We start from the raw sequence: 15,293 nt of genomic DNA on the forward strand, positions 1-15,293 counted from the left end.
CGTGGGTGAGTTTGTAGTTGCGGCACTGTACCGATTCGTCACTCTCGAAGACTACCGAGATATGCGCGAACCCCTGCTGGACACCTGTATCCGCTACGGCATTAAAGGCACTTTGCTGCTCGCTGAGGAGGGCATTAACGGCACGATAGCGGGGTCTCGTGAGGGTATCGATGCGGTCCTTGACTACCTGCGCCAGGATCTACGTCTGGCAGCTCTGGAGCACAAAGAGTCGGTGGACGATGTCATGCCGTTCTACCGCATGAAGGTGAAGCTCAAGAAAGAAATTGTGACCATGGGCGTGGACGGTATCGACCCGAATAAAGTAGTCGGCACCTATGTCCAGCCCAAGGACTGGAACGCACTGATCGATGATCCCGATGTGTTGCTAATCGATACCCGCAATGACTACGAGTTTGAAATCGGCACCTTTCGCGGCGCAGTCGATCCCCACACCGACAGTTTCCGTGAGTTTCCCGAGTATGTGCGCAGCCATCTCGATCCATCCAAACAAAAGAAAGTGGCGATGTTCTGCACCGGCGGTATTCGCTGCGAAAAAGCGTCGGCATTCATGCTTCAGGAAGGGTTTGAAGAGGTTTACCACCTCCAGGGCGGTATTCTCAAATATCTCGAGGAAGTGCCGGCCGAAGAGAGTGCCTGGGAAGGCGAATGCTATGTCTTCGACAATCGTGTGGCAGTCAATCGCGAACTGGAAAAGGGCAGCTACGACTTGTGCTTCGGTTGCCGCATGCCCATTACCGATGAAGACAAACACTCGGAGCAATATCGGGCCGGAATATGCTGCCCCCGGTGCGCAGATCGCTTAACGCCAGAGCAAATGGCCCGCTTTGAAGAGCGCCAGAAACAGACACAGCTGGCGGCCGAGCGCGGCGAACGCCATGTCGGTGCCATGCCCCCTGCGCGGCAAATCAACGAAGCGCCAGATTAAGCGGCGAGCGAAAACCTTCCACGGGTACGAAAATGCTGACGCCAGCGCTGTCCCCACGCGAGATGACGCCGGTGAGGCGTGCCTGCCCCTGATCATCAAGTTGAATGACTGCGCCCCCTGAGGCGCCCTTATAGGCCTGGCAATTGCTTGTGCTGGCGCCAGGCTGTTGTGCGGTAATCCGGCAATCGACGTGGTATGTCATTACCTGTCCGTCCTGTCCCAACCCCTCGTCGCCTGAATAACCAGCCATCACCACGGCCCGCGTAGCATCTGCCCGAACCGGGTCTATCGTCAGTCCGCGCACCGTAGTGGCATCGACGGGCCTGGCCAGCTGCAGTACTGCCCAATCGGCATGCATATCGCCGCCGGTATCCAGTCGTCGTGCCTCGAGGGTGATCGGCTGGTGACTATTCGGCAGAAGGGTGAACAGAATGGGCCGGCTGAGGTCCTGGTAGTACTCCAGACAGTGCCAGGCGGTGACGACAATATCTGCGCGTCGGCTGTCCGGCGCGCTGGCCACCAGGGTGCCACTGCAGTCTTCGCGCTTGTGACGACGATAGCCATTTTCGACGCGGCTGCCCGGAACCTCGAGTTTACCCACGGCCTGGAGCCATGCCGGTGACGCTGTGGAATAGGCGAGGCGTTGCTCTGCCTGGGCAGGCAGTGCCAGGCACATTGCAGTGAACAGCGAGGGCAGGGTGATACAACGCACGGGAAATACTTGCTCCGGGTTTAATGCATGAGTCCAGTCGAGCTTGGCGCTGGCACGGCGCGGCCCTAGGATGAAGTGATACTAGAGAAACAGGCATCGCCGGTAAAGGACCCAAAGAGACTCACCATGGAGCAACAACAAAACATTGTAGCGCTGGTCACAGGTGCTAGTCGGGGTGCCGGCAAAGGGATTGCGCTGGCGTTAGGCGCCATGGGAGCGACGGTTTACGTTACCGGCCGTTCGCGCGAAGAGGGTTACGCCGCTTTACCCGGCACTGTTGACGCCACCGCGGCAGCGGTTACTGGTGCCGGTGGGGCGGGCGTCGCGGCGTACTGTGATCACGCCGACGATGCGCAGGTTGAGGCGTTGCTGGCGCGTATCGACGATGAGCAGGGCAAGCTCGATATTCTGGTGAACAATGCCACCGCATTACACGATGCCCTGACTGAGGCCGGACCCTTCTGGGAAAAACCACTGGCCCTGACCGAGATCTGGAATGTGGGCATGCGATCGCACTACACCACCACTTATTTCGCAGCCCCGCTGTTGCTCAAAAGTCAGCGCGGTCTGGTGGTGAACACCTCTTCCTTTGGTGGGCGCATCTATATGCACGGTCCGGCCTATGGCGCCGGCAAGGCCGCCATCGACAAGATGGCCCACGACATGGCCTACGACTTCCGGCCCTATGGTGTGGCGGTTGTCTCTATCTGGATGGGGCTGTTGCTGACTGAGCGCAGTCAGCGCGTATTTGATGCCGAACCGGACAAATACGCTGAGCTTATCCCCACCTGTGAAAGCCCGGAGTTTACCGGCAGAGTGATTGCTGCGCTGTATCGCGATCCGGCGCTGATGTCGCGTTCGGGCAAGGTCTGGGTAGGCGCCGAATTGGCCGAAGAGTTTGGCGTTACCGATACCGACGGCCGCCAGCCGCCATCGCACCGGGCGTTTTTCGGGCCGACGACCTCGTTCGGCGACGCGGTAATCGAGTAGCGCTAAATACCCTAAATGGAGGATGCGGACGCTTTCCTACGAGCGTACATTAGGCCACACATGCGGTCAGCCGCTCTGGCCATCCGAATCTTGGAACAGGTAGAAAGATTATGAATGAATACGGACTTGAATCCCCCCGCGCCCAGCAACTCATTGAGGCAGCACGTGCCATGGGGCCTGCCTTGGTTCAGCGCCGTGCCCAGGCCAAGACGGAGCGTCGGGTGCCTGACGCTACAGTCCAGGACTTCCACGATGCGGGATTCTTCAAGATCCTGCAGCCGGAGCAGTGGGGCGGTTACGCCATGGATCCGCAGGTGTTCTACATGGTGGGCTATGAAGTGGCGCGTTTCTGCCCCTCCAGTGCCTGGATCCTGGGCGTGATTGCAGTGCACAACTGGCAGCTGGCGGTATTTGATGACCAGGCTGCGCAGGATGTCTGGCAGGAAGATCCCACGGTGCTCATCTCCTCTTCCTATGCGCCAGTTGGCAAGGTCAAGGTTGTCGATGGTGGTTTCCGCCTCAGTGGTCGCTGGAGTTTCTCCAGTGGTTCCGAGCACTGCAAGTGGGCATTCCTGGGTGCAGTTGTACCGACGCCGGAAGCGCCCTTTGATATGGCCAACTACCGCACGTTCCTGGTGCCGATTGAAGACTATGAAATTGCTGACAACTGGGATGTGGTTGGTCTACAGGGCACCGGCAGCCACGACATCGTTGTTGATGACGTGTTCGTGCCTGAGCACCGTACCCACAAATCTATGGATGGTTTCCTGTGTGACAACCCGGGCAACGCTGTTAACGACGCACCGCTGTACCGTATGCCGTTTATGCAAGTGTTCGTGCGCGCAGTCTGCACGGCCACGCTGGGCGCCTGTGAAGGTGCTCTGCAGTCGTTTATCGATGTGGCCAAGACCCGTCAGGTCGGTCCTAACAAGATGAAGGACGATCCCTTTGCGCGCCAGTTGGCCGCCGAGGTACGTACTGAAATTGAGGAAATGAAACTGGTGATGGTGCGCAATTTCGACGCCATGATGGAGCGCTGCCGTGCCGGCGAGGCGATCGCCGTGGAAGACCGTATCCGCTACCGCTACGATTCGGCGATTGTTGCCGATCGCTGCCTCGCCCTGTCCAGCCGCATGCTGAAAGCGTCGGGTTCCGGTGGCGTGCGTCAGGGCAGTGAATTGCTCGACTACCACCTGGATATTCTGTGCAGCCAGGCACACGTGGCAAACCATTCGGTTCCGTTTGCCAACAACATGGGTGGTGTTATGTTTGGTGCCGAGAACATGGATTACGCTATCTGATTGACGGGCAGGGAATGACGCCAATGAAAATGAATGGACTGCTACCCGAGGCCAACTACGCCAAGTGTGCGAACGGCCACACCATCCACTATATCGATGAGGGACAGGGTGATGTCGTGGTATTCCTGCACGGTTCGGGCCCGGGAGCCAGTGGGCATTCCAACTTCAAGGGAAACTATCCTTTCCTGGTAGAAGCGGGGTATCGCTGTATCGTTCCCGATCATATCGGCTACGGTTTTTCGGATAAGCCCGACGATGTCGATCACCCGCTGTCGTTCTTTGTCGAGTGCATCAAGCAGACCTTGGACGTAGCCGGTGTTGATCGCTGCACCCTGGTGGGTAATTCGCTGGGCGGCGCAGTGGCCTTTGGCCTCGCCCTGGAGCATCCTGAATTGGTGGAACGCCTGATTCTGATGGCGCCGGGTGGGCTTAACGATCTGCCTGAATATCAGGCCATGCCAGGCATGCAGCAGGTATTCAAAGCCTTTGGCTCCGGTGAGCCGGTGACGCCTGCCACCATGAAAACGCTGTTTGCTACTGGCCTCATGTACAACGGCGATCTCGCAACCGATGAACTGGTGGCGGAGCGCATGCAGATTATGCAGATCATGAATGGCCACGTGATGGCGACGATGCAAATCCCGAATCTGGTGGATCGGTTGGCCGACATCACGGTACCTTGCCTGGCGTTCTGGGGCATGGATGAGAAAATGATGCCCGAGAGCGGCCTGCATAAAATGGTCAAGGGAATACCGCATCTGCGTACTATTCTGGTCAACGAATGTGGCCACTGGGTTATGGTTGAGCACGAAGGTATGTTCAATCGCGCCTGTCTGGATTTCCTGCAGTACGGCTGAGAACTCGCAGCCGGACAATCAATTTGAACCCGCCTCAGGAGCAGGGGAGTGTAGAATAGCGCTCTCCTGTCCCGTTTGTGACAACGCTATGGAACAACAGAAAATCGAACAACTAGGCGACGAACTGTACGCCGCCATGCGCGAGTGCCGCACCCTGGCACCGCTGACAGATCGCGAGAGTGATATTACTATCGAGGATGCCTATCACATCAGCCTGCGTATGTTGAATCGCAGGCTGGACCTCGATGGCGAGAAAGTTGTTGGCAAAAAAATCGGTGTTACCAGCAAGCCGGTGCAAGATATGCTCGGTGTGTTTCAGCCGGACTTCGGTTTTCTCACCGACGCCATGGTTTACCCTGACGCCGCTGACATTCCAGTGGCTGGAAACCTGATTCAGCCCCGTGCCGAGGGCGAGATCGCGTTTCGTCTGAAAAAGGATCTGGTGGGCCCGGGGGTGACCGAGGCGGACGTACTTGACGCCACTGAGACCATCATCCCCTGTTTTGAAATTGTCGATTCGCGAATCGATGACTGGCAGATCAAAATTCAGGACACCGTGGCCGACAATGCCTCCTGCGGCGTCTATGTGCTCGGTGAGAGGGAAGTGGATCCCAATGACTTCGACTTGCCGAACCTCAAAATGAAGATTTACAAAAACGGTGAATTCCATTCTGAAGGCCTCGGCAGTGCTGTGCAGGGCAATCCGCTGACTGCGGTGGCCTGGCTTGCCAATACCCTGGGTGAGTTCGGGATACCCTTCAAGGCCGGAGAAGTGATTCTTTCGGGCTCATTGGCACCATTGATTCCGGTGGTTGCTGGCGATGAAATGCGCCTGGAGCTGGAAGGCATTGGCGACTGCAGCTGCAAATTTGTGTAGGTCATCAGCGGTGCGTGATCGGAGTATCCGTGCCGGCATGCATCAGGCCTACCGCAACCCATACATTGAGAGAGTGATATGACCCAGAAAATCAAGGCAGCTATCATTGGCCCAGGCAATATCGGCACCGACCTGCTGATGAAGGCTATGCGCAGTGACGTCATTGAGCCGGTCTGGATGGTCGGGGTAGAACCTGATTCACCGGGCCTGGCCCGCGCCCGGGAAATGGGATTGAAGACCACTCACGAGGGTGTCGATGGCATGGTGCCGCACATGCAGGCGGACGGTGTGCAGATTTGTTTTGATGCCACTAGCGCCTACGTTCATGCCGAGAACAGCCGCAAGGTGAATGAGCAGGGTGCGGTCATGATCGATCTGACGCCAGCGGCCATTGGCCCGTTTTGTGTACCACCGGTCAACCTCGCGGAGGCGGTAGCGCAGAAGGCCATGAACGTGAATATGGTGACCTGTGGCGGCCAGGCAACGATTCCCCTCGTGGCCGCTGTTAGCAGGGTTCAAAAAGTTGCATACGGCGAGATTGTGGCCACCGTCAGCTCCAAGTCTGCCGGCCCTGGTACCCGCAAGAATATCGATGAGTTCACGCGTACCACCTCCCGCGGTATTGAGATCTGTGGCGGCGCCGACAGCGGCAAGGCCATTATTATTATCAATCCGGCAGAGCCACCCTTGATTATGCGAGACACCATTCACTGCCTGACTGAGGATGCGCCCGATGAAGCGGCGATTACCCAGTCGGTGCATGACATGATTGCCGAGGTACAGAAGTACGTGCCCGGCTACACCCTCAAGAATGGCCCCGTATTCGATGGCAAGCGCGTATCCATCTACATGGAGGTTGAGGGGCTGGGGGACTTCCTGCCCAAGTATGCCGGCAACCTGGACATCATGACTGCGGCGGGCCTGCGTACCGCGGAAATGTACGCCGAAGAAATTCTGGCGGGCAACTTCGTACCTACGGCGGCATAACCCACATCCAGCAGTGTGGCAATTGCGAGTGGCCCACTGCCAATAGGTAAATTCGAGAGATAGAGCAATGGACCTGAAAGGAAAGAAAGTAACAGTTCACGATATGTGTCTGCGTGACGGCATGCACCCCAAACGCCACCAGATTACGGTGGATGAAATGGTTGCCGTGTCCAAAGCCATGGACGAGGCGGGCGTGCCCCTGATCGAAGTCACCCACGGCGACGGTCTTGGCGGTACTTCGGTGAACTACGGTTTTCCCGCGGCTACCGACGAGGAATATCTCACGGCGGTATGTAAGGAGGTGAACAATGCCAAGGTGTCAGCGCTGCTGCTGCCGGGGATTGGCACGGTCGATCACCTTAAGATGGCCGTGGATTGCGGTATCTCCACCATTCGGGTCGCCACCCACTGTACCGAAGCGGATGTCTCGGAGCAGCACATCAAGATGGCCGCTTCCATGGATGGCCTGGATACCGTTGGCTTTCTGATGATGGCCCACATGATTGAGCCCGAGGAGCTGTTGGCACAGCTGAAGCTGATGGAGGACTACGGTGCCAACTGTGTCTACATTACCGATTCGGCCGGCTACATGCTGCCGGACGACGTCACTGCCAGAGTTGCACTGGCCAGGGCAGAGCTTCGTCCGGAAACCGAGATAGGCTTTCACGGGCACCACAATCTGGCGATGGGTGTGGCCAATTCCATTGCCGCGGTGGCCGCCGGGGCGAACCGGATTGACGGCTCCATGGCGGGCCTTGGTGCCGGCGCGGGCAACACGCCGCTGGAAGTATTTATCGCTGTCTGCGACCGCATGGGTATCGAGACGGGTGTGGATACCTTCAAGGCCATGGATATTGCCGAGGACCTGATCACGCCCATGATGGATGAGCAGGTGCGTATCGACCGCGATGCCCTCACGCTCGGTTACGCAGGGGTTTACTCGTCGTTCCTGCTGTTTGCCAAACGATCAGCGGAAAAGTACAACCTCTCCAGCCGCGACATTCTGGTGGAACTGGGACGGCGGCGCACTGTGGGTGGCCAGGAAGATATGATCGAAGACCTCGCGCTGGATATGGCCCGGGAGCAGGGCACCATTTAGGCGGTATTCGCCCCAGACTGCGATTCGTCGCAAAGCGCTGGACCCGCGGGCAGTATTCACCAATACTGCCCGTTTTGGTTCTGGAGCCTTGCACGTGAAAATAATGACAAGCCTTGGCAGCGTTCTGCTGCTGGTTGTATCCCCGCTGGCCGCGCTTGCCGCCAAACCCGTCATCGAAACCCAGGATGACCTACCGCGCCATACCTACGACCTGGAATTAAAGGTCGTCGACCTCTATGCCAGCGAAAATCGCGAGACTCTGCTGGACCTCGCCGATCAGGTGCAGGCCGATATCGAGGGTGATCTTGAGAAGTATGATATTCGCGATGACAACACGGTTAAGGGTTTCTACTCTGTGCTGGGCACGATCGCGATTCTTGAAGGTCGCTGGCAGGACTACCTGGATTATCTCGGCAAGCGCCGTGAGCTCGAGAGCAAGGAAGCCAATCGCCTGACCATGGGCTTGTTCGGCGAGGCATTGGCGACGGTAGAAATTGCCGGTAAGGGCGATGATGCCCAGGCCCTCAGAGCGGAGCTCAAAAGCCTTGTGGAGGCGCTCCCCTATGAGACAGTCCAGGACAACGTGAAGAGTGGCAAGGGCAGGGCGGAGATCCTTACCGAGGCGCTGGTCCTTGGTAATCTGGAGTCGTCGTTCCAACCCGTGGTCGACAATACTGGCGGCGAAATCAGCTACGATGTGGCATCCACGCTGGTGTCGGTCAGTTTTACCTTGGACGAGTTCATTCCCAATCGCGCGGTGGTCGGCGAGGTGTATGCCGACTTTATTGCCGCCAATGATGTGGCCAAGGAGGATATCTGGGCTGCGCGCGAGGTTGTGATTCCTGCGGATGCAGATGCGACACCGGTGATTGTGTCTGTGTGGGACAGTGGTGTGGACACGGTCATTCCCGGCCTGGCACAGCAATTGTGGACTAACAGCGATGAGATCCCCGGCAATAACATCGACGACGACAAGAATGGCTTTGTCGATGATGTGCATGGTTTTGCCTATAACCTTGATTCCGAGAAGGTGACGCAACTGCTGCGTCCGATCGAGCAGGACTTCGGTGTGAATCCCGCGGACTTGCAGGGGCACGCCAAAGGCCTGGGCGACAACAGTTCCAATATCGACAGCCCCGAGGCCGCTGCACTGCGCAAGTATATTTCCGGCCTGCCCCAGAACGAGGTACAGAGCTTCCTCGAAAATCTCAGCCTGTATGGCGGCTATGCCCACGGCACCCATGTCTCGGGTATTGCCCTGGCGGGTAACCCCTTCGCTGAACTGCTGGTGGCGCGGATGACCTATAGCCACACGCAAATGCCCCCCAAGCCGAGCATTGAACAGTCGGAACGCGATGCTGCGATGTTCCGCGAGGCAGGCCATTATTTCCGTGACAACGGTGTGCGGGCAGTCAATATGAGTTGGGGCGGAAGTGTACGCAGCTACGAGACCGCGCTGGAAGCGCACAACATTGGTGAGTCTCCCGAGGAGCGCAAGGCGCTGGCGCGGAAGATCTTCAAGATCGGCGACGCGGGTCTCAGAGAAGCGATTGGCGGTTCTCCGGACATCCTGTTTATTACCAGCGCAGGTAATTCCGACAACGATGTGACTTTTGACGAGTTCTATCCGAGCAGCTATGAGTACCCCAATTTGTTGACGGTAGGCGCGGTTGATATCGCGGGTGATGAGACCAGTTTCACCAGCCTCGGCAAAGTGGATATCTATGCCAACGGTTTTGAAGTGGAAAGCTATGTGCCAGGCGGCGACAGAATCCCCTTTAATGGCACGTCCATGTCCTCGCCCCAGGTGCTCAATCTCGCCGCCAAGCTGTTGGCCATGGCGCCGGACCTCAGTGTCGCTGAACTGCGCCAGTTGATTCTGGACGGTGCCGACGAAAAGCAGCTGGAAAGCCGCACCATTCTGCTCATGAATCCCAAGGCATCCATGGCCTTGCTGGAAAAACAGCTGGCCAAGTAACCACGGTGGGGGTTGAGTGGCTGCTGCTGCCGATTGCCTTTCTGACCTCGGCACTCGCCGCGGTCATGGGGCTGGGGGGCGGCATGCTGCTTATCGCGGCCATGCCGGGATTGCTGCCACCCCAGGCAATTATTCCGGTGCATGCCTTCACCCAACTGGCCAGTAATGCCTCTCGTGCAGGCTTTGCCTGGCGCCATATCGCCTGGGAGATAGTGCCCGCATTTACCCTCGGCGCTGTCCTGGGCGCCTGGCTGGGCGGTGAGATCTACGACCAGCTCGAGCTGAGTTGGTTGCCTGCCGTGATTGGTGTTCTGATTCTACTAGTGACCTGGGTGCCGTTGCCGCCGGTGCCCGGCGGCGGACAGGTGGCGCTCACCGTACTGGGCTTTTACCAAACAGGGCTGGGCATGATTGCCGGTGCTACCGGGCCGCTGGGAGCCTCCCTGCTGAAGCGACGCAATTCTGAGCGCGATTGGGTGGTGGTGAATACGGCACTGTATATGGCCCTTAACCATGCGCTGCGCCTGGCGGCTTTTGCGTTACTGGGTTTCAGTTTTGGCCCATGGTGGCCGTTGATGTTGGCCATGGCGGCAGCGGTCATTGTCGGTTCCTGGGTAGGAACGCGGCTGCGCGCTCGCATACCACAGCGAAATTTCACTAGACTCTTCAAAACACTGGTAACTGTGCTGGCTTTGCGTATGATCGCCATGCCTTTCTTCAGCTGACGGATCCGACATGTTTGCCACAATGAGCGACCAGCAACGCGGGGCTGCCTATGGTGTTACCGCGTATCTGATCTGGGGTTTCGCCGCACTTTACTGGGTGCAGACAGAGCCCGTGGATCCTCGCGATCTGCTCGCACATCGGGCCCTGTGGTCCGTGCCGTTTGTGTTTGTCTGTCTGTTGTTCAGCGATCGACTCAAGGCTGCGCTGGCGGTGTTCAAACAACCGCGCGTGCTGGGCATAATGGCCATAGCGGCAGCACTTAGCGGCACCAACTGGCTGGTTTTCCTGTGGGCTATTAGTAATGGTCAGGCGACTGAAGCGAGCCTGGGATACTTCCTGTTGCCGCTGCTCAACGTGGTCATTGGACTCACCCTGTTTGGCGAGCGCGTTGATCGGGCGCAGCAGGTGGGCATTGCGTTTGCGGTCGCGGCAGTGTTGTTACAGATCTTTCATCGCGGCGGTCTGCCTTTGGTATCGCTAGGCCTGGCGTGTACCTTTGGTTTATATGGTGCCATTCGCAAGAAGGTCAGCGTGAGCTCGCTGGAAGGTCTGTTTATTGAGACCTTGATGATGTCCCCCCTGGCGCTTTACTGGATGCACACCCATGAATGGGCGGGCCTGGGTGCGCATGGCCTGCGGGTGGATATGTTCTTGCTCGGGGCCGGCGCTATGACCGCGATTCCGCTGATCAGCTATGTCGCTTCGAGTCGCTTGTTGCCGCTGACCGCACTGGGACTGATCTTTTATATCGGCCCCACCGCGCAGTTGCTGGTGGCGCTGCTAATATTCAAAGAGCCATTCGATCTGGTTCAGGGCATTGCATTTGGACTGGTCTGGTGCGGGCTTGCTTTTGTGACAGTCGATGGCATCAGGCGCAGTCGCAAACGGCGCGCTCATCTGGACGTCAACAGGAGAGATTCGTGAATAGGTTTATTTGTAGTGTGGCGTTACTCGCGCTGGCGGGCTGCGCCACTTCCGAAACCCACACCCCGACCAGCACCGGCAGCACCAGCAATGACTTCCAGCCTGACGCCCGCCCGATTGCACAGACCTACGTCTACGAATGCACAGGAATGGATTTCATGACCCGTGTAGGCCCTGGTGAAATGGCTATCTGGCTGGAAGATCGCTACCTGGTGTTATCCCAGGTGCGCGCTGCTTCAGGCAGCAAGTATGTCGAAGGCGATGTCATGTTCTGGAGCAAGGGTCACGATGTGCTTCTGGAGGTGGACGGGATTCGCTACAGCGATTGCAGTCTCAATCCGCAACGTGCCCCCTGGGAAGACGCCCGCCGGAGGGGTGTGGACTTCAGGGCAGTCGGTAACGAGCCCGGTTGGGTGGTGGAAGTGCGCGACGGGCAGAATATCCTGTTTAAAGGAGACTATGGCGCCACCGTGTTGTTGTTTCCCGATCCGGCCAAATCGGCGACAGGTAATGGCAGCGAGTACACTGCGCAAAGCGGTAAACACAGCCTGCGCCTGACTATTGAAGATGCCTTCTGCGCGGATACCATGGCGGACATAGAGTATCCCACCACGGTACAACTTGTTGTCGATGGCCGTAGCTATGCCGGTTGCGGACGCGAACTGGATTATCCCTGGGAGTAACAGGCCGGGAATCCCCGCTTCACTCGGGTTCTGTTGACCCGGTTCAATGTTACGAATTACGCTCCCTTCTACGATATCCGTAAATATCGAGGGGACGACTATGCTTATTGGTGGATGTCCATAGTGAGGAGTAACCCATAAAAAATGTAATCACCCTAGCCGCTGCCGTGGCACTTGCCGGCAGTACTGCGGTGGTACAAGCCTACGAGGCTGGTGATTGGATTCTGCGGGCAGGTGCAGTGACCGTGGCCCCGGATGCAGACAGCGATATTGTCGACGAAACGCTGCCGGTGACGGTCGATGTTGATGACAATACCCAGTTGTCGATTATTGGCGCTTCTATGGTCGATCCCAACTGGGGCATTGAGCTGCTGGTAGCGACGCCTTTCAGTCACGACATTGACGTGAACGAAGTAAACGCGCAGGCGGGTGAGACCAAGCATCTGCCTCCAACGCTCAGCGTGCAATGGTATCCGCGCGGTGCAGCCAGTGGCTGGCAGCCCTATGTCGGAATCGGCATCAACTACACCCATTTCTTTGATGAGAAGGCGGACAGCGACCTGGAAGGCATAGTTGGTAACGCTGACCTCGATCTGGACGATTCCTTCGGCCTGTCGGCTTCTGCAGGAGTCGACATGCCCCTGGGTGAGCACTGGGCCCTGAACGCAGGGGTCTGGTATATCGATATCGATACGACGGCCACGGTCACGCTCAAGGACGCGGGCGATAGCAAGGTCAGGTTTGACGTGGATATCGATCCCTGGGTGTATAACGTCGGCATAGCCTACAAATTCTGAACCCCAGTATGGCCCGCTCACCTAGGGTCATCTGGCGCCTGGCCCGGCTCTTTTGAGTCGGGCTTTTTTTGTTTTTTTCCACCGGTGATGGTTCGGGCGATGTCGGTGCCGTTTGCGAAGGGCTATGCCGGTGTTATGGTGGTGTCAAAGCAATAACAACGGAGTACCAGCATGCCAGGCCAGAAGACCGTTCCCTTTTTCGTGTCCACCACACTGGCGGGAGTTCTGTTGATAGTGCCCGTGGCGTTGTTGGCCGGTGTTTTATTTTACGCTTACGGCCTGTTGGTAGAGCTGGCACAACTGTCGGGCCTGCAGTTGCCGTTCAGTGATTTCCTCAATGGTTTGATTCTCGGTCTCGGTGCGCTGGTCAGTTTAATCGTTATATGTTTTTTGATTGGCCTGGCGTTGCGCACCAGTATTGGTAACGTCATCGAACACAAGTACCAGGGACTGCTGGACAAATACGTACCCGTTGTCGGCATGCTGCGCGGCCTGGTTATGCAAATTGTAGGTGGCAACGACGCCGTGGCGAAATTACGTCCCGCAGAGGTGTGCCTGCACGGGGGTGCAAGTCGTCAGTACGGTTTGATTGTTGAAGAACTGCCCGACGGGCGCGCAGTGGTATTCGTGCCTACTGTGCCGGCTGCAACCATTGGTCAAATTTATGTCTTAACCGCTGACGCGATCACCGAACTCGATACTCCCGTTCAGGATATGCTCAATGCGGTCACTCAATGGGGCGCAGGCGCCACATTGATGTACAAGGGCAACGAGGATTAATACTATGGTTCGTAGATACTGCCCGCGCCAAAGATGACACATTCCGGTATGCCGATTTTTCCACGACTTAACTCGGTGATTGCTGTCATCGCAATGCTTCTTGTGCTGATGTCGCCAGGCAGTTGGGGATAGGAGGGCGGCTTCGCCGACGAATGGAAGTTAATCATCAACTTTCCCATGTTGTGGCTGCCGGATATCGAGGGCGAGATCGATGTAGACGGTGAACTGATTAACGTGGATACGCCGATTTCCGACACGCTAGACAATCTTGATTTCGGTTTCATCGGCGAAATCTATGCGCGCCACGGTCCCTGAATGCTCGGTTTGCGGGTCATGCATCTGGATACCTCCAGTAGCTCGCGTATTGGTCCAGTTGGTCTGTTGCCGGGCCTGCCTCCACTGGTGGGTGAATACGATGTGACGGTGGAGTCATCGCTCTTCACTAGTGACGTGATTGGCGGTTACACGCTGAACGACTACATTGCCCTTTACACCGGGGTGCGGCGCAGTGGACTGAACATGAGAGTGAGAACCCCTGCCAACGAAGAAGGCAGCGGGATCGTCGAGTTGCCCGGCCGGGTGACGATTACCGATGAGGCATTGTATGACTGGATTGGTGGCGTGGCGCTGACAGCCCCTCTGGGCCACAGTGGCAAGTGGCGGGCGGTTCTGGAGGCCGATACCTTGATTGACGGTGACAACGACACGAATTATCAGCTCAATGGCTTTATCGCCCATCATTTCAATGAGCGTCACAGCGTCTGGTTGGGCTACCGTTATCTGAATATGGTGCGCAGCATGCGAGTTGAAGGGTCCCGGGTGGAAACCGATTTCGTGCAAAGCGGGCCGACCCTGGGCTGGGCCTTTACGTTCTAATTAAGGGGCGGGTTTGTTCGACCAGTCAACTTAGCTGAGGCGGCGAATAACACGGCGGGCTAGTTGCTCACTGTAACTGTTAATCTTCCAGTGGCCCGGGCTCCAACCCTTCACAAAGCGATGAAAATCTGCCCAGGCGACGTCGTAGAGCTCTCGCCATTGAGCTTCCAGGGCGCGATGATCGATGGCGGGATGTCGTAACCGCGCGTGGGTGCCAAGTGCGCCAAAATAGTAGTCCAGCAGGGCAGTTTCCAGCGCGGCACACTGTGCTTCATCCAGGCAACTGCCGATAAAGTAAGCCACATCCTTCATGCCACAGCCGGCGCCAACATACTGGAAGTCCACGGCGGCGACACGGGGTGTGCCACCTATGGTGGCAAAGCAAAAGTTGGCCAGTTTGGCATCGCCGTGTACCAGCGTCTGGAAGTCGCTTCTTCTCAGGACCGCGTCGATGTGTGGCGCCGCTTCGCGCAGCGGAATATCGGTTAGAGCCGCCAACTCATCCGGGCGGGTATCGAGATGCCAGTATGTGCCGCACTCCCAGAGCCCAATGGCGTCCGAGCCCAGGAAGGTTGCGTGAAAGGCCGCCAGCCAGTCCAGGCATGCGTGTATATCTGCGAGGTCAACCGCCTGTTTTCTATCATCAAAGCCCGCGGCATCGAGGTCTGTCAGAAGCAGTAGAGTCTCGTTGTCACTGGCTTCTACTGCAAGGCAGGTGCAGTCGCTGTGGAGCGGTTACGGAGAAATACTCAGGGTATCG

Annotated in this window: 17 protein-coding genes; 15 read left to right on the plus strand and 2 right to left on the minus strand. The window is 57.4% G+C overall.

Annotated features, from left to right (window positions below):
- The first annotated feature begins 1 nt into the window (after nucleotide 1).
- Nucleotides 2-946: a rhodanese-related sulfurtransferase gene (locus A3709_RS01890; protein WP_066049256.1), complete on the plus strand. Its 945-nt coding sequence runs from the start codon at nucleotides 2-4 to the stop codon at nucleotides 944-946.
- Here the strand turns inward: A3709_RS01890 and A3709_RS01895 are convergent.
- Entirely contained in the window at nucleotides 927-1,658 is a 732-nt protein-coding gene (locus A3709_RS01895) for a serine protease (protein ID WP_066049258.1), read from the minus strand. The genes A3709_RS01890 and A3709_RS01895 overlap by 20 nt on opposite strands.
- A gap of 126 nt (nucleotides 1,659-1,784) precedes the next feature.
- Between A3709_RS01895 and A3709_RS01900 the strand changes: the two genes are divergently transcribed.
- The 14 genes from A3709_RS01900 (at nucleotide 1,785) to A3709_RS01960 (ending at nucleotide 14,533) form a co-directional block, all read left to right on the plus strand.
- Nucleotides 1,785-2,648, plus strand: a complete 864-nt coding sequence (locus A3709_RS01900) for an SDR family NAD(P)-dependent oxidoreductase (protein WP_066049263.1) — start codon at nucleotides 1,785-1,787, stop codon at nucleotides 2,646-2,648.
- A 110-nt stretch (nucleotides 2,649-2,758) separates the two neighbouring features.
- A complete protein-coding gene (locus A3709_RS01905; RefSeq protein ID WP_066049266.1) occupies nucleotides 2,759-3,949 on the plus strand; it encodes an acyl-CoA dehydrogenase family protein in 1,191 nt (396 codons plus the stop codon).
- Between the two features lie 23 nt (nucleotides 3,950-3,972).
- The gene (locus A3709_RS01910) at nucleotides 3,973-4,806 is read left to right on the plus strand and encodes an alpha/beta fold hydrolase (protein WP_082849817.1); all 834 of its coding nucleotides are present in this window, start codon (nucleotides 3,973-3,975) and stop codon (nucleotides 4,804-4,806) included.
- A gap of 88 nt (nucleotides 4,807-4,894) precedes the next feature.
- A complete protein-coding gene (locus A3709_RS01915) occupies nucleotides 4,895-5,683 on the plus strand; it encodes a fumarylacetoacetate hydrolase family protein (protein ID WP_066049273.1) in 789 nt (262 codons plus the stop codon).
- Nucleotides 5,684-5,761: 78 nt separating this feature from the next.
- A complete protein-coding gene (locus A3709_RS01920) occupies nucleotides 5,762-6,670 on the plus strand; it encodes an acetaldehyde dehydrogenase (acetylating) (protein WP_066049276.1) in 909 nt (302 codons plus the stop codon).
- Between the two features lie 67 nt (nucleotides 6,671-6,737).
- Entirely contained in the window at nucleotides 6,738-7,769 is a 1,032-nt protein-coding gene (gene dmpG, locus A3709_RS01925; RefSeq protein ID WP_066049279.1) for a 4-hydroxy-2-oxovalerate aldolase, read from the plus strand.
- A gap of 103 nt (nucleotides 7,770-7,872) precedes the next feature.
- The gene (locus A3709_RS01930; RefSeq protein ID WP_066049282.1) at nucleotides 7,873-9,747 is read left to right on the plus strand and encodes a S8 family serine peptidase; all 1,875 of its coding nucleotides are present in this window, start codon (nucleotides 7,873-7,875) and stop codon (nucleotides 9,745-9,747) included.
- Nucleotides 9,748-9,752: 5 nt separating this feature from the next.
- Complete coding sequence (locus A3709_RS01935; RefSeq protein ID WP_197484040.1) at nucleotides 9,753-10,472, plus strand: sulfite exporter TauE/SafE family protein; 720 nt, start codon at nucleotides 9,753-9,755, stop codon at nucleotides 10,470-10,472.
- A 22-nt stretch (nucleotides 10,473-10,494) separates the two neighbouring features.
- A complete protein-coding gene (gene rarD, locus A3709_RS01940; RefSeq protein WP_197484041.1) occupies nucleotides 10,495-11,397 on the plus strand; it encodes an EamA family transporter RarD in 903 nt (300 codons plus the stop codon).
- The gene (locus A3709_RS01945) at nucleotides 11,394-12,080 is read left to right on the plus strand and encodes a COG3650 family protein (RefSeq protein ID WP_066049288.1); all 687 of its coding nucleotides are present in this window, start codon (nucleotides 11,394-11,396) and stop codon (nucleotides 12,078-12,080) included. Before rarD ends, A3709_RS01945 begins: the two co-directional genes overlap by 4 nt.
- A gap of 167 nt (nucleotides 12,081-12,247) precedes the next feature.
- A complete protein-coding gene (locus A3709_RS01950) occupies nucleotides 12,248-12,877 on the plus strand; it encodes an OmpW family protein (protein ID WP_255359711.1) in 630 nt (209 codons plus the stop codon).
- 171 nt (nucleotides 12,878-13,048) lie between these two features.
- Nucleotides 13,049-13,657, plus strand: a complete 609-nt coding sequence (locus A3709_RS01955) for a hypothetical protein (RefSeq protein ID WP_066049293.1) — start codon at nucleotides 13,049-13,051, stop codon at nucleotides 13,655-13,657.
- A 177-nt stretch (nucleotides 13,658-13,834) separates the two neighbouring features.
- Nucleotides 13,835-13,972, plus strand: a complete 138-nt coding sequence (locus tag A3709_RS22990) for a hypothetical protein (RefSeq protein WP_156507534.1) — start codon at nucleotides 13,835-13,837, stop codon at nucleotides 13,970-13,972.
- Nucleotides 13,973-14,533, plus strand: a complete 561-nt coding sequence (locus A3709_RS01960; protein ID WP_066049295.1) for a hypothetical protein — start codon at nucleotides 13,973-13,975, stop codon at nucleotides 14,531-14,533.
- 30 nt (nucleotides 14,534-14,563) lie between these two features.
- On the opposite strand, the gene A3709_RS01965 is transcribed toward A3709_RS01960, so the two are convergent.
- Nucleotides 14,564-15,211 (minus strand): phosphotransferase, encoded by a 648-nt coding sequence (locus A3709_RS01965; protein ID WP_369795105.1) that lies wholly within the window; start codon nucleotides 15,209-15,211, stop codon nucleotides 14,564-14,566.
- Nucleotides 15,212-15,293 lie beyond the last annotated feature (82 nt).

Source organism: Halioglobus sp. HI00S01 (genome assembly GCF_001635445.1).
Taxonomy (GTDB): domain Bacteria; phylum Pseudomonadota; class Gammaproteobacteria; order Pseudomonadales; family Halieaceae; genus Halioglobus; species Halioglobus japonicus.

What these genes read in the sequence shown, in the direction of transcription:
- A3709_RS01900 (WP_066049263.1), top strand. Translation starts at nt 1,785, where the DNA reads ATGGAGCAACAACAAAACATTGTAGCGCTGGTCACAGGTGCTAGTCGG.
- A3709_RS01905 (WP_066049266.1), top strand. Translation starts at nt 2,759, where the DNA reads ATGAATGAATACGGACTTGAATCCCCCCGCGCCCAGCAACTCATTGAG.
- A3709_RS01910 (WP_082849817.1), top strand. Translation starts at nt 3,973, where the DNA reads ATGAAAATGAATGGACTGCTACCCGAGGCCAACTACGCCAAGTGTGCG.
- A3709_RS01915 (WP_066049273.1), top strand. Translation starts at nt 4,895, where the DNA reads ATGGAACAACAGAAAATCGAACAACTAGGCGACGAACTGTACGCCGCC.
- A3709_RS01920 (WP_066049276.1), top strand. Translation starts at nt 5,762, where the DNA reads ATGACCCAGAAAATCAAGGCAGCTATCATTGGCCCAGGCAATATCGGC.
- dmpG (WP_066049279.1), top strand. Translation starts at nt 6,738, where the DNA reads ATGGACCTGAAAGGAAAGAAAGTAACAGTTCACGATATGTGTCTGCGT.
- A3709_RS01930 (WP_066049282.1), top strand. Translation starts at nt 7,873, where the DNA reads ATGACAAGCCTTGGCAGCGTTCTGCTGCTGGTTGTATCCCCGCTGGCC.
- rarD (WP_197484041.1), top strand. Translation starts at nt 10,495, where the DNA reads ATGAGCGACCAGCAACGCGGGGCTGCCTATGGTGTTACCGCGTATCTG.
- A3709_RS01955 (WP_066049293.1), top strand. Translation starts at nt 13,049, where the DNA reads ATGCCAGGCCAGAAGACCGTTCCCTTTTTCGTGTCCACCACACTGGCG.
- A3709_RS22990 (WP_156507534.1), top strand. Translation starts at nt 13,835, where the DNA reads ATGTTGTGGCTGCCGGATATCGAGGGCGAGATCGATGTAGACGGTGAA.
- A3709_RS01960 (WP_066049295.1), top strand. Translation starts at nt 13,973, where the DNA reads ATGCTCGGTTTGCGGGTCATGCATCTGGATACCTCCAGTAGCTCGCGT.